The sequence below is a fragment of the Kribbella sp. NPDC020701 genome (genome assembly GCF_055562215.1).
Window position 1 is genome coordinate 1 of sequence record NZ_JBVHFT010000012.1, and the last position, 12,103, is coordinate 12,103.

Sequence of the window (12,103 nt, forward strand, 5' to 3'; positions counted from 1 at the left end):
TCCAATGAACCGGGGCCTGCTACCCGGCGCTCCGGTACCTACCGGGACGGGACTCACACCCGCCGGCCTGGCCCAGCTTCCAGAACGCAACATGCTTTCGATCCTAGGTGTCCGCGGCAACAACTGTGAGACGCGCCGCATCGGGCGACGCGGAACCTCCTGTGTCGTCTAGCGTTTTGTCGTGTGAGCGAATCCCGATTGCCACCACCCGGCACCGTCGTACGGCGTACGACGGCCCGCGTGCTGCCGGTGCGTCCCGACGGCAAGGTGTTGCTGCTGCACGGCTGGGATCCGCTGAAACCACAGACGCCGTACTGGTTCACCATCGGTGGCGGCGTGGAAGCCGGCGAGACGGTCACCGAGGCGGCCAGCCGGGAACTGCGCGAAGAGGTCGGCATCCTGCTGCCGGCCGAGGCGCTCGGCGCGCCGGTGGCGACGAACACGATCGAGTTCGAGTGGGGCGGGTGCCCGATCATCCAGCACCAGACGTTCTTCGCGGTCGCGGTGGACGGCGTCGACGTGACGTTCGCCAACCAGGAGGAGCTCGAGCTGCAGACGATCAGCGCGCACGGCTGGTGGTACGGCGACGACCTCGAGGCGACCGGTCAGGCCGCACACGTCACCATCCCCGAACTGCTCCGCCGCGCCGCCGACGCGATCACGCTGCGCCGCGCGTCCTAGCCCGGGATCACCTGCTCAGCGCTTGCGGGCTTGTTTCAGCACCTTCTTCGGGACCTTCTTGTCCACCTCGTAGTGCGTGCGGTCGAGCCGCTCGGCACAGCCGGCCTTGCTCAGGCGCAGCAGGACGACCGGGCACTTCTTGCACCTCGGCTTGTCCTTGCAGCACTTCTTCTTCGCGGTCATCGACGGCACGCAGCGAGTGTAGGTGAGGCATACCTAACCGTCTAGCTGAGAGGGCAACGACCGCGTCACACGTCACTGCAGCTGGCCGCTGAGCAACTCCCGCGCCTCGACGAGCGACGGCCCGTACCAGGTGAGATGCCGCCCGGACACGCACTTCGCCGGCCGCGTGAATGCCTCCGGCCCATCGCTCGGTGAAAAGGCATAAGGCTCGTCCGGCAACACCACGATGTCGTAGGCGGGTAACGCATCCGGGTCGATCCGCGGATAACGTTCACCGGATTCACGCAGCACGTTGTCGATACCGATCCTGCTGAGCAGATCACCCGCGAACGTGTCCCGCCCCAATGCCATCCATGGTCTACGCCAGATTGGTACGACGGCCCGCCGGCGCTTCCCGTCGTACGGCGTACTCCACACAACGCGCGCGTCGTACAGCCATCGGGGAACGTCTCCGATGATCGCGGACAGCATGCGACTCAGTGAGTCGAGTGATTCGCCGACAGTCATCGGTGCGGTCACCCAGACCGCGATTCCACTCGCACGCAACGCGTCGAGATCGACCTCACGATTCTCTTCGGCGTTCGCGAGTACGACATCGGGAGCGAGTTCGCGGATGCGCTCGAGGTCGGGATTCTTGGTACCACGAACACGCGTCACGTCGAGGTCCGCGGGATGTGTGCAGTAGTCGGTCGCACCAACGATCAGCGATGCGTGGGTGGCCGCGATCGACTCGGTCAACGACGGCACGATGCTCACTACGCGCGTCACCGCGGACGGCATCGCAACGACGTTGCCGAGGTCGTCGTAGGTGCTCTCTCGCACGTCTGTCACCTCTGTTCGCGGAGGACGTTGCCGACGACAACACTCCCCGATTGCACCGTTCGGCACGCAGATTGTGCGCGTGTCGCCAAGAATTTCTTGAGCACCTCGGGCATGCTCGGAACGCTGCGGAATCCCTTCTGCACAAGGATTTTCGGCATTTGCCCGCTGCTATGCGGCTCACACGCCTTAACCTGCGGACGTTTCGGGTGCTTTACGTAGCGCACAAGTGTTGTCATCATCATGACGACGAGGAATCCACCGTGGTTTTCCTCAGCCGCACCAAGGAGGCAGAGTGCCAGCCAAGAAGGCAGCCGCAGGGAAGGCGACAGCCAAAAAGGCTTCTCCCGCCAAGAAGACTGTCGCCAAGAAGGCCAGCGCCGCGAAGACGACAACCGCGCGCAAGGTCAGCGCAGCGAAGAAGACAGTGACGAAGAAGGTGAGTGCGGCAAAGAAGACGACCGCCGCCAAGAAGACGGTGGCGAAGAAGGCGCCGGCCAAGAAGGTCACCGCCAGGAAGACCGTCGCGAAGAAGGCCCCGGCGAAGAAGGCCCCGGCCCGCAAGACCGTGGCGAAGAAGGCGCCGGCCCGCAAGGTCGCCGCCAAGACGACGACGGCGAAGAAGACCGTGGCCAAGAAGGCGCCGGCGAAGAAGACGGTCGCGAAGAAGGCGCCCGCCAAGAAGACCGTCGCGAAGAAGGCCCCGGCCAAGAAGGTCGCCGCCAAGAAGGCGCCCGCGCGCAAGGTCGCGGCGAAGAAGGCGCCGGTGCGCAAGACCGCGGTGAAGAAGGCTCCGGCCCGCAAGACCGCGGCGCGGCGGGTCACCCGCTGAAGCCGACGTCCACACGACGTCAACTGACACCAAACGCCAAGGGGCACCACCATCACCGGTGGTGCCCCTTGCTGCATCCTCAGGCCTCGCTACAACCACCGCGGAGCGGGGTGTGTCGGTCGTAGTTCCACCGCTCCAGCCACCGCGCGCAGCGCGGTGTGTCAGTCGTCGTTCCAGTTGGGGTCGTTGTCCCAGGACTCGTTGCGTTCCTGGACTTTCTCCAGCGCCCGCGCGGCTTCCTCCGGCGAGTTGTACGGGCCGAGCCGGTCGCCCGACCTCGCCCCCTGGTATTGCTCGACCTTGCCGGTCTTGGTGTTGTAGTACCACTCGTTGCTGTGATCGTCGCTCATCTGGATGACCACCTCCCGGGAGTCTTGTCGCAGCTCACTAGAATGATCTCACCATGTCGACTATCACTCCCGGCATCATCTCGCCGCGCCGCGAAGTACCCGCCTCCATCCCGCGCCCGGAATACGTGGACAAGCCGTCCCCCACGCCGTACGACGGTTCCTACGTCACGGCACCGGAGTTGGTGGACAGGATGCGGGTCGCGAGCAAGCTGGCCGCGCAGGCGCTGCAGGCGGTCGGTGCGGCGGCGAAGCCCGGAGTCAGCACCGACGAGCTGGACGCGGTCGGCCACGAGTACCTGATCGAGCGCGGCGCGTACCCGTCGACGCTCGGCTACCGCGGCTACCCGAAGTCGCTGTGTACGTCGGTCAACGAGGTGATCTGCCACGGCATCCCCGACAGCCGTCCCCTCGAGAACGGCGACATCGTCAACGTCGACATCACGGCGTACCTCGACGGGGTCCACGGCGACACCAACGCGACGTTCCTGGTCGGCGACGTGGACGACGAGAGCCGGCTGCTGGTCGAGCGGACGCAGGAGGCGCTGAACCGCGGCATCAAGGCGGTCAAGCCCGGTCGCAAGGTCAGCATCATCGGCCGCGTGATCGAGTCCTACGCCAAGCGCTTCGGGTACGGCGTCGTCCGCGACTTCACCGGTCACGGCATCGCCACGTCGTTCCACTCCGGGCTGATCATCCCGCACTACGACGACGAACGCTTCGACGACGTGATCGAGCCCGGCATGACCTTCACCATCGAGCCGATGCTCACCCTCGGCACCTACGACTACGACCTCTGGGACGACGGCTGGACCGCCACCACCAAGGACAAGTCCCGCACCGCCCAGTTCGAACACACCCTGGTAGTCACCGACACCGGCGCCGAAGTCCTCACCCTCCCGTAACGCATCTACCCGTCGTGAAAGTTGAGGGCGTTGTAGAGGGTGAGGGCGGGCGTGTTGTTGTCGTCGACTCTTAGGGCGATGGTGACGGCGGAGCAGGTGCTGAGTAGTTGGCGGGCGACTCCGTGGCGGCGGTGGGTTGGGGCGGTGAAGAGTTCGATGATGAAGGGGCAGTCCGGGGTGTCCGGCCAGGGGGCTCGTTCGACCACGAGCAGTGCGCCGACGAGCTGATCGTCGAGCCAGGCCAATCGGCTGAGGTTCAGGTCCAGGACGCCGTACGCGCCGTCGAAGCTGAGCTGGATGTCCTCGACTGCCTCTGTCTCGGTCGACGCGGCGACGCCGGGCTCGTAGGCCTCGAAGTACAACCGGCCCAACGCGGGGATGTCCGCGACGGACGGCGTCCGGAGCACGACACCTGGCACCGAAGGTGTGTCCATCGGACCAGGTGCGCGGACGAGGATGCCCATCAGAGCTCCGTGGCCGAGCCGATCACCGTCCGGCCGAACTCGACCGACTGGCGCACCTCAGCGACGGTGAAGGCGGCCTCGTGCCCGGCGCGGTGGTCGATCGCGCGCGTACAGAGACCGGCGTACGACGGGAACGTGGCGACCGCGTGCTCCCCGGCCGCGGTCTTGGACACAATGTTGCCAGTGGCAAGCAACGCGTGCAGCCGCGGGATCCCGAGGACGTACCAAGGGATGATCCACCCGTCGACCACCTGATCGTCCGCGAAGTCGGCGAAGTGCTCCTCGAGACGGTCGAGCATCGGCGTCCAGTACGACGTGAGGTTCGCGCGGGTGTGGTCGACCAGCGCTTGGTGATCGTCGTGGACCGTCAGCCCCGGCACCTCCCGGACGGCCAGCGACTGACGCGCCAGCTCCGACCACAGCACCGGACTCACAGTGCCGGCCTGCGCCGGATCCTTGAACTCTCCGTCGATCGTGTAGACCACCGGCGTACTGCGATCCGGCGCGACCGCCAACGCATCAGCCGTGAGATACGTGACGTCGAAGTACGGGCGCTCAGGAAGCTTCTCGTGGATCGGGCGGACGTTGGCCTCGGTCACCGGTCCGTCGACGACGACCACACCGTCGATGTCGCTGCGACCGGCGTGGAAGTCACCCAACGGGATCGAGCCCGTGAGGTAGAACCCGAGGATCCGTCCAGGCAGCACGTCGTCGGTCAGCGCGAGGTACTGCGAGGTGATCGCTTCGACTTCGGCGGGCAGCTTCATCGGTTGGAGGCCGCCTGGATGAACGCGGCGAGATCCTCGGACTGCCGGACCCGGGACTCGTCGTGGACGTACATCATGTGGCCGGCCGCGTAGTACTTCGTCTCGATGTTGCCGACCAGTTCGGCCGGGATCTGCAGGCGGGAGAGCGTGTGCTCGGTGGCGAAGTACGGCGTGGCGCCGTCGTAGTGGCCGGATGCCACGTGGATCTTGAGATGCGGGTTGACGCGCATCGCCTCGGCGAGTTTGTCGGCAACACTGATCTGCTGGCCCTCGAACTCCTTGAACGACCAGTTCTTCGCCGCCTCGAAGTTGAGGATCTCGTACGGCAGGTCGTTCTGGTACCCGAGCTCCATCCGCACGTAGTGGTTCAGCGCGGCCGTGTACGGCCCGGTGATCGCGCTGAACGACGGGTCCTTGCCCTGCCGTTCGCCACCCGAGTCCGCATCCCAGCCGAGGAAGCGACCGTCCAGCCGGCCGACCACCTGGCGGCGTGACCGCAACAGCTCGGCGAAGAACCGGCCGTGCTCGATGCGCAGGTTCACCCGGTCGATGTAGTCCTCGCTCAGCCCGGTCAACGAGGCCAGCCGGGTGACCACCTCGGCCCGGTAGTCCGCCGGGATCCGGTTGCCCTGGGCAAGCGCATTCGGGTACCGCCCGGCCGCGAACCGCTCGGCGTCGGCCAGCACGTCCTCCAGAGAACGGTCCGGCACGAGACCGTGGTAGTGCGCGATCGCGGCGTACGACGGCAGGAACAACGTGTACGGCAGGTCGTTGCCCGGCGTGAAGTCGAGCGTGCCGAACTCGAGAACGGCCGAGATCAGCATCACCCCGTTCAGGTACATCCCGTAGCGCTCCTGCAGATGCGCGGCCAGCCCGGCGGCGCGCGTCGTACCGTACGACTCGCCGGCCAGGAACTTCGGCGACATCCACCGCCCGGTGCGCGACGTCCACAACCGGATCACCTCGCCGACCGACTCCAGGTCCTGCGTGAACCCGTGGTACTCCCCCGGCTTCTCGCCTTCGACGGCCCGCGAGTACCCGGTCGACACCGGGTCGATGAAGACCAGGTCGCTGTGCCGCAGCAGGGTCTCGGCGTTGTCCACCAGCGAGTACGGCGGCGGCGCGAGCTCACCGGCGTCACCCGACACGACTCGGCGCGGGCCGAGCAGGCCGAGGTGCAGCCAGATGCTCGACGACCCCGGCCCGCCGTTGAACGCGAACGTCACCGGCCGCTCGGCCGCGTCCGCGTCGTCGAGCGTGTACGCGGTCACGAACACCTCGGCCTTCGGCTGGTACCCGTCGAACTTGCCGTCGGTGAGCACCTCCTGGCGCAGCACGATCCGCCCGGTACTCGCGGTGTAGTTGAGCTCGCGCCCGTCGATCGTCAGCGAGTGCTGGGTCGTCACCAGATCGTCGACCGGCTTCGGCGGCGCCGGCGTACCGGACGTCGGCGATGACGCGGGCGTGGACTCAGCGTTCTCCTCCGTAGCCATGCCGAGCACCTTAGTTCACCTGCTGGATCCGGGCCTTTCTCGTCCGGACACTGCCGCCGTGATCCACGCGTCGGCGCGCTGCCACCACTAGCCTGTGGGCATGGCGACGATTCTGCATCTCGCGTTTCCGGACCAGTGGGCGGCCGCACGGGAGGCGGGCAGCTATCGGTGGTCGACGCGCGGCAAGAGCCTCGACGACGGCGCGACGTTCATCCACGCGTCCCGCCCGGAGCAGGTGTCCATGGTGGCGAACTTCGTGTACGACGACGTGGACGAGCCACTGTGCCTGCTGGTGATCGACACCGAGCGCCTCGTGTCGGCGGTGTGCGAGGAGCAGGTGGCGGAGCAGTTGTTCCCGCACATCTACGGACCGCTCAACCTCGATGCGGTCGTCGACGTACGCCCGTACGAACGGGGTGCTGACGGCCGCTGGCCCGCGGTGACCGCGCAGGCCGTATCCTGAGTGACGGAACGGGTCGGTCGGGCGATCGCGTCGCCCGCGACAGCGGGCGCCGAGGAAAGTCCGGACTCCACAGGGCAGCGTGGTGGGTAACGCCCACCCGGGGCAACCCGCGGGACAGTGCCACAGAGAACAGACCGCCAGCGGCTCCGATGAACCCCGTGGTTCATGGGAGTGCGGGTGAGGGTGAAACGGTGGTGTAAGAGACCACCAGCTCCGCAGGTGACTGCGGAGGCTCGGTAAACCCCACGTGGAGCAAGGCCAAGAAGGGCGATGGGCAACCACCGTCCGCGCGAGCGTCCGAGGGCTGCCCGCCCGAGCTCGCGGGTAGGCCGCTCGAGGTGCCCGGCAACGGCCACCGTAGATGGATGATCGCACGCGACAGAATCCGGCTTACAGACCGACCCGTTCCCCCCAACCCCCCGGTGAACTCTCGGGGCCCTGCACCCCTCCTGGTGGCCTGAGACAAGCAATAACCTGTCCAACCCCACCACGACCTGTCCCAGCTCACAACGCCCGCCCGGCACCGCAGACAGGCTGAGGCGGGCTGGATCAGTCCACCTAGTGGCAGTGGGCCTCGTCTTGCGGGGCGGGGATTCGGCCCGGGGGCTTTTCCCAGGGTTCTTGGCGGCCGAGGGGGGTGAAATCCAGCGCGGTGGGGGTGAAGGTCATGGCGTCGGGGCCTCGGCCGTAGGTGGAGTAGGTGTGGTGGATGGCGTTGCCGGTGTGGAGGAAGCAGCTCAGGCCGTGGAGGTCGAAGGGCTGCTGTGTCTGGGTGTGGGCGTTGTTGGGGAGCAGGCCCCACTCGGCCTTCGTGCGGTAGTTGTACTCGAAGGGGACGACCGACTCGTCCAGCGTGACGTGGAAGTCGTAGTTGAAGTCGCTGCCGTACGACGAGTACCAGGGGAAGCTCCACCCACGCTCAGCCTGGTAGGCGGCCAGCTTCTCGTACGGCGCCCGGGACACGAGCGCGAACGTGGTGTTCCTGCTGTGGAGATACTCCAGCGACCCGATCTCGTCGACGAAGCCGGTGCAGTTCGGGCAGCCGCGGTCCCACTCGGGCTGGAACATGAAGTGGTAGACGACCAGCTGTAGCCGGCCTTCGAACAGGTCCGCCAGGCCCGCCGAGCCGGATGGTCCGGTGAACACGTACGGCTTGTCGACCAGCACCATCGGCAACTCACGACGGCGCGTGTTCAGCGCGTCGCGGCGCTTGGTGAACTCCTTCTCCTCCGCCAGTAGCGCCTTGCGCGCGACCAGCCATTCGTCCCGGGACACGACATCCGGAAGATCCATCACAATTCCTCCATCGCTCAGCACTGATATCGGTAACGTCGGAGCCGAGATCCGACTTTCGACACCGTCCGAGTGGCACGCTTGGGGTATGGCGCGCAGAGGACTCCGCCGGATGCGCACGGGGATCGTGATCCTGGTGCTGTGCGCCCTGCTCGCAAGCGCCGGGTACGTCGGCTGGATCATGGTGAAACGGTCTGAGCCGGTATCGCTGCCCGAGCCGACCGGGAACTTCCAGGTCGGACGCCGTACGTTCGAGTGGACCGACTCCCCGCGCCGCGACCCGTACGCCGATGGGCCGCGGAAGCTCTCCGTGTGGCTCTGGTACCCGGTCGCCAAGGGCACCACCGGCCGCAAGGTCGAGTACGCCCCCGGCCTCTGGAACGGACTCCGCCTGAAGGCACCGCTGGCGCTGTTCCAGGGACCGTTCAACACGCTCGAGGACCGAGCCCTGGATCGCGTCGCCATCGCACCCGGCCGCTTCCCCGTCGTGGTGCTGATGCCGGGGATGGGACTGTCCGCGCCGATGTACGCGAGCCTCGCCGAGGATCTCGCCAGCCACGGCTACCTGGTCGCCGGCGTGACCCCGACGTACAGCGCGAACCTGACCGTCCTCGACGGGCAGACGATCGCAGGCAAGCCGGACGCCAACCCGCCGAACCTCGGCGAGAGCAACGAGCAGGCGCAGAAGGTCGGCGATCACCTCGTCGGCGTCTGGGCCGCCGACGCACGGTTCGCGGCCGACATGGTGGCCAGGCAACTACCGAACAGCGTCGAGCCCTCGATCGGACCGTCGTACGTCGGGCACTCCTTCGGCGGCGCGGCTTCGTTGGAGGCCTGCCGGCTCGACCAGCGGTGTGCGGCCGCGGTCGATCTGGACGGTGCGCAGTTCGGCGACGTGGTGACCAAAGGTGTGCAAGCACCGATCCTGCTGCTCGGCGCCGATGACTCGTGCATCACCAGCGTGTGCGGCCCGGACGCGAAGACCGACGCGGACCGCAACCGCGCCCTCTCGTTGCTCAAGGCAAGCAGTGGTACGTCGTGGTGCGCGACGGTCCCGGGCACCCGGCACTTCAACTTCACCGACTACGGCGCCTACTACCTGGCGTACCCGCTCCGGAAGTTCCTGCCGCTCGGCACCGCCGGACCCCGCCACGCACTCACCGTCCAGAACGGCTACATCACCACCTTCTTGTCGCACGCGATCTACAACACGCCGACCCCCGGCGCTCCCGCCTGCGCGACCTGACGCTCGCTCAACGCGAGAGCACGCCGGCGCTGAACGGCGAGTAACTCAGAGGTCGATCTCGTACGTCTGCCCGACCAGGCTCTGGCCCCACAGCTCGTGGGGTTCGGAGCCGGTCAGGCGGAAGCCGCGCGACAGGTAGATGTGCCGCGCCGCGACCAACGGTTCGTTGGTCCACAGCACCATCCGCTTGTACCCGGCCCCGCGCGCGAAGGCGAGGCAGGTGTCGACCAACTCGGCACCGAGGCCGAGACCGCGCGCGGCCGGCGTCACCAGGAGCAGCCGCAACTGAGCGGTCGCCTCGTCCGGACCCCGGACACAGAAGATGCTGCCGGCCCGCTCCCCGTCCACCTCGGCGATCCAGGCGGCCTCGCGCTCGTCGTCGTGCTCGGCGCCGTACGCCGAGACGATCTGCGTGATCAGCACCTCGTACGGCAGGCCCCAGCCGTACTCGGCCGCGTAGATCTCGGCATGCGACTGCACCACCCAGCCGAGATCTCCCGGCGTTCCCAGCTTCCTGATCAGTTTCGTCATCGATCCCAACCCGTTCTACTGACACGACTGTTTCAGTACGCGATACTAGCCCTGTGCCGACCACGAAGCCAGCCCCTTCCGCGCGCCAGCAGGAACTGCTCGAGCGCGCGTACGCCTACTCGCTCACCCACGGGCTGGCCGACCTGTCGCTGCGACCGCTGGCCACCGCGATCGGCTCCAGCCCGCGCGTGCTGCTGTTCCTGTTCGGCAGCAAGGACGGCCTGATCCGCGCCCTGCTGGCCCGCGCCCGCGTCGACGAACTCGAGCTGCTCCGGCAGCTCGACGAGCGGTACGACGAACCGCCCGGGCTGACCGTGGTCGCGCGGGAGCTGTGGACGTGGCTGGCGGAGCCGGAGCGCCGGCCGCTGATGAAGTTCTGGGTCGAGGCGTACGGGCGTTCGCTGGTCGCGCCGGACGGTCCGTGGGCCGATTACGGTCGCTCGACCGTCGACGACTGGCTCGAGCTGCTCAAGGCCAGTCAGCCCGATCCAGGATCCGCCGCGGCCGAGGCACGGCGTACCGGCGTCCTCGCGATGCTGCGCGGTGCGTTGATCGACCTGCTCGCGACCGGCGACCTCGATCGCACGACCGCGGCGGTCGAGGACTACCTACGGGATTAGCTCGAAAGCGACGGTCCGCTTGGCGATGTCGGCCTCCACCAGCTTCACGCGAACCGCCTGACCGAGCGGCAACGGTGCCGTACCGGTGACGCGGCCTTCGATCGCGAGCGTGGACAGCGCGACGATCCCGCGGGTGTTCTCGCGTTGGTCGACGTCGGTGATCACTCCGTCGAAGGCGGACCCGATGTGGTCCGCGACCAGGCCGGCCTCGACCATGCTCACGATCGAGCGCTCGTACGCGTGCGCCCGCCGATCCGCCTCGTCCATCACCTTCGGGATCTCGTCCATCGACTCGCGCACCCAGGCCGGCACCTCGGTGCCCGCGGACAGCGCGACGCAGATCTCGCCGGTCCACCGATCCACCAGGCGTCGCAGTGGCGCGGTGACGTGCGCGTAGTCCGCCTTCATCGCGGCATGTTCCGGAGTCTCGGGCACACTCCCCGCGAACGCCGTGTACCCGGCGCCACGGAACAGCACTGTGCACGCCGCCAGCATCGCCGCGTGCGCCGGCACCTTCGGATCCAGTCCGTGGATGAATGCGGCGTACGACGTCTCGTCCGGCCAGACGATCCCGAGGGCCTTGGCGGTGTTCCCCAGCTTGCGGCGAAGGTCGTCGTGCGACTCGGGCAGTGTGCGCAGGATGCCGATCTTGCCCTTCATCATCAAGTCGGCCGCGGCCATGCCGGTGAGCAGCGAGATCTGCGCGTTCCACCCCTCGACCGGCAGCGGCGCGCGGAACTCCAGACCCCAGCCGTGGTTGGAGGTGACGACCTCCTGGTCCGGGATGGGCAGGTTGACGCCGCCGCGGTCGAGCTCACGCTGCTCGCGCAGCTTGCCGACCTCGCGCAGCAGTTGAATGGACTCCGACGCGTTGCCGGCGTCGAGATCCTTCTGTACGCCGGCGTAGTTCAGCTTGGCCCGCGACTTCACCAGCGCGCGTTCACACACGACGCCCGTACCTTCGCCCGTCGCGTCGACGGTGATCGTCCACAGCAACGCAGGACGGATCTGGTCGGCCAACAGCGACGCCACACCCTCGGACAACTCCGGTGGGTGCAGCGGAGTCCGCTTGTCCGGGGCGTACAGCGTCTCGCCCCGGCGGCGGGCCTCCTGGTCGATCGGATCGCCGGGCTGGACGAACGCTGCGACGTCCGCGATCGCGTAGTGAACCGTGTATCCGTCGCCGGTGCGCTCGATGTGCAAGGCCTGGTCGAGATCCATCGAGTCCGGTGGGTCGATGGTGACGAACTCGATGTCGGTCCGGTCCAGCTCGGGCAGACGCGGGTTCTGCGCCGCCGTGAGCGCCGCGGCGACCACCTCGGGTGGGAACTCCGCCGGCACCTCGAGCTCACGCCTGATGTCCTGCAGCGACGCCCGGAAAACCTCAGGAACGTCTTCCGCGAAGTGAACCCTCTGCAGCGGCACGTGAGCTCTCCGTCCTCATCAGCGCACGTCGGTG

Annotated in this window: 15 protein-coding genes and 1 other RNA gene; 7 read left to right on the forward strand and 9 right to left on the reverse strand. The window is 67.4% G+C overall.

Annotated elements, in window-relative coordinates:
• The first annotated feature begins 183 nt into the window (after positions 1 to 183).
• Positions 184 to 681 (forward strand): NUDIX hydrolase, encoded by a 498-nt coding sequence (locus tag ACZ3HV_RS26890; RefSeq protein WP_465687870.1) that lies wholly within the window; start codon positions 184 to 186, stop codon positions 679 to 681.
• Between the two features lie 15 nt (positions 682 to 696).
• Here the strand turns inward: ACZ3HV_RS26890 and ACZ3HV_RS26895 are convergent, their stop codons facing one another.
• On the reverse strand, positions 697 to 873 hold the full coding sequence (locus tag ACZ3HV_RS26895; RefSeq protein ID WP_465688365.1) for a hypothetical protein: 177 nt from the start codon (positions 871 to 873) through the stop codon (positions 697 to 699).
• A 63-nt stretch (positions 874 to 936) separates the two neighbouring features.
• Positions 937 to 1,686: a helical backbone metal receptor gene (locus ACZ3HV_RS26900; protein ID WP_465687872.1), complete on the reverse strand. Its 750-nt coding sequence runs from the start codon at positions 1,684 to 1,686 to the stop codon at positions 937 to 939.
• A gap of 292 nt (positions 1,687 to 1,978) precedes the next feature.
• Here ACZ3HV_RS26900 and ACZ3HV_RS26905 point away from each other — a divergent pair, with 292 nt between their 5' ends.
• Positions 1,979 to 2,515 (forward strand): histone H1-like repetitive region-containing protein, encoded by a 537-nt coding sequence (locus tag ACZ3HV_RS26905; RefSeq protein ID WP_465687874.1) that lies wholly within the window; start codon positions 1,979 to 1,981, stop codon positions 2,513 to 2,515.
• 161 nt (positions 2,516 to 2,676) lie between these two features.
• On the opposite strand, the gene ACZ3HV_RS26910 is transcribed toward ACZ3HV_RS26905, so the two are convergent.
• Entirely contained in the window at positions 2,677 to 2,865 is a 189-nt protein-coding gene (locus ACZ3HV_RS26910) for a hypothetical protein (RefSeq protein WP_465687876.1), read from the reverse strand.
• 53 nt (positions 2,866 to 2,918) lie between these two features.
• Between ACZ3HV_RS26910 and map the strand changes: the two genes are divergently transcribed.
• A complete protein-coding gene (gene map, locus ACZ3HV_RS26915) occupies positions 2,919 to 3,767 on the forward strand; it encodes a type I methionyl aminopeptidase (RefSeq protein ID WP_465687878.1) in 849 nt (282 codons plus the stop codon).
• Positions 3,768 to 3,772: 5 nt separating this feature from the next.
• On the opposite strand, the gene ACZ3HV_RS26920 is transcribed toward map, so the two are convergent.
• From ACZ3HV_RS26920 to ACZ3HV_RS26930, 3 genes are read right to left on the reverse strand one after another with little or no spacing between them, the layout of a single operon-like run.
• Positions 3,773 to 4,231 carry a GNAT family N-acetyltransferase gene (locus ACZ3HV_RS26920; RefSeq protein WP_465687880.1) on the reverse strand — a complete coding sequence of 153 codons (459 nt, stop codon included), beginning with the start codon at positions 4,229 to 4,231 and terminating at the stop codon, positions 3,773 to 3,775.
• A complete protein-coding gene (locus tag ACZ3HV_RS26925) occupies positions 4,231 to 4,998 on the reverse strand; it encodes a hypothetical protein (protein WP_465687882.1) in 768 nt (255 codons plus the stop codon). Before ACZ3HV_RS26925 ends, ACZ3HV_RS26920 begins: the two co-directional genes overlap by 1 nt.
• Positions 4,995 to 6,491, reverse strand: a complete 1,497-nt coding sequence (locus ACZ3HV_RS26930; protein ID WP_465687884.1) for a S10 family peptidase — start codon at positions 6,489 to 6,491, stop codon at positions 4,995 to 4,997. The genes ACZ3HV_RS26925 and ACZ3HV_RS26930 overlap by 4 nt, the downstream gene beginning before the upstream one ends.
• 100 nt (positions 6,492 to 6,591) lie before the next feature.
• On the opposite strand from ACZ3HV_RS26930, the gene ACZ3HV_RS26935 reads away from it, so the two are divergent.
• Entirely contained in the window at positions 6,592 to 6,954 is a 363-nt protein-coding gene (locus tag ACZ3HV_RS26935) for a DUF952 domain-containing protein (protein ID WP_465687886.1), read from the forward strand.
• Between the two features lie 9 nt (positions 6,955 to 6,963).
• Positions 6,964 to 7,363, forward strand: an RNA gene (gene rnpB, locus ACZ3HV_RS26940) — RNase P RNA component class A.
• 149 nt (positions 7,364 to 7,512) lie between these two features.
• Here the strand turns inward: rnpB and ACZ3HV_RS26945 are convergent.
• Entirely contained in the window at positions 7,513 to 8,247 is a 735-nt protein-coding gene (locus ACZ3HV_RS26945) for a DUF899 domain-containing protein (protein WP_465687888.1), read from the reverse strand.
• A gap of 88 nt (positions 8,248 to 8,335) precedes the next feature.
• Here ACZ3HV_RS26945 and ACZ3HV_RS26950 point away from each other — a divergent pair, with 88 nt between their 5' ends.
• Positions 8,336 to 9,493: an alpha/beta hydrolase family protein gene (locus ACZ3HV_RS26950; RefSeq protein ID WP_465687890.1), complete on the forward strand. Its 1,158-nt coding sequence runs from the start codon at positions 8,336 to 8,338 to the stop codon at positions 9,491 to 9,493.
• Between the two features lie 45 nt (positions 9,494 to 9,538).
• On the opposite strand, the gene ACZ3HV_RS26955 is transcribed toward ACZ3HV_RS26950, so the two are convergent.
• Positions 9,539 to 10,024, reverse strand: a complete 486-nt coding sequence (locus tag ACZ3HV_RS26955; protein WP_465687892.1) for a GNAT family N-acetyltransferase — start codon at positions 10,022 to 10,024, stop codon at positions 9,539 to 9,541.
• 53 nt (positions 10,025 to 10,077) lie between these two features.
• Here ACZ3HV_RS26955 and ACZ3HV_RS26960 point away from each other — a divergent pair, with 53 nt between their 5' ends.
• Complete coding sequence (locus tag ACZ3HV_RS26960; protein ID WP_465687894.1) at positions 10,078 to 10,644, forward strand: TetR/AcrR family transcriptional regulator; 567 nt, start codon at positions 10,078 to 10,080, stop codon at positions 10,642 to 10,644.
• Here the strand turns inward: ACZ3HV_RS26960 and ACZ3HV_RS26965 are convergent.
• On the reverse strand, positions 10,633 to 12,069 hold the full coding sequence (locus tag ACZ3HV_RS26965) for an RNB domain-containing ribonuclease (protein WP_465687896.1): 1,437 nt from the start codon (positions 12,067 to 12,069) through the stop codon (positions 10,633 to 10,635). The two genes, ACZ3HV_RS26960 and ACZ3HV_RS26965, sit on opposite strands and share 12 nt — an antisense overlap.
• Positions 12,070 to 12,103 lie beyond the last annotated feature (34 nt).

Coding starts and splice junctions, on each gene's coding strand:
- ACZ3HV_RS26910 (WP_465687876.1), bottom strand. CDS start 2,865: ATGAGCGACGATCACAGCAACGAGTGGTACTACAACACCAAGACCGGC.
- map (WP_465687878.1), top strand. CDS start 2,919: ATGTCGACTATCACTCCCGGCATCATCTCGCCGCGCCGCGAAGTACCC.
- ACZ3HV_RS26920 (WP_465687880.1), bottom strand. CDS start 4,231: ATGGGCATCCTCGTCCGCGCACCTGGTCCGATGGACACACCTTCGGTG.
- ACZ3HV_RS26925 (WP_465687882.1), bottom strand. CDS start 4,998: ATGAAGCTGCCCGCCGAAGTCGAAGCGATCACCTCGCAGTACCTCGCG.
- ACZ3HV_RS26930 (WP_465687884.1), bottom strand. CDS start 6,491: ATGGCTACGGAGGAGAACGCTGAGTCCACGCCCGCGTCATCGCCGACG.
- ACZ3HV_RS26935 (WP_465687886.1), top strand. CDS start 6,592: ATGGCGACGATTCTGCATCTCGCGTTTCCGGACCAGTGGGCGGCCGCA.
- ACZ3HV_RS26945 (WP_465687888.1), bottom strand. CDS start 8,247: ATGGATCTTCCGGATGTCGTGTCCCGGGACGAATGGCTGGTCGCGCGC.
- ACZ3HV_RS26950 (WP_465687890.1), top strand. CDS start 8,336: ATGGCGCGCAGAGGACTCCGCCGGATGCGCACGGGGATCGTGATCCTG.
- ACZ3HV_RS26955 (WP_465687892.1), bottom strand. CDS start 10,024: ATGACGAAACTGATCAGGAAGCTGGGAACGCCGGGAGATCTCGGCTGG.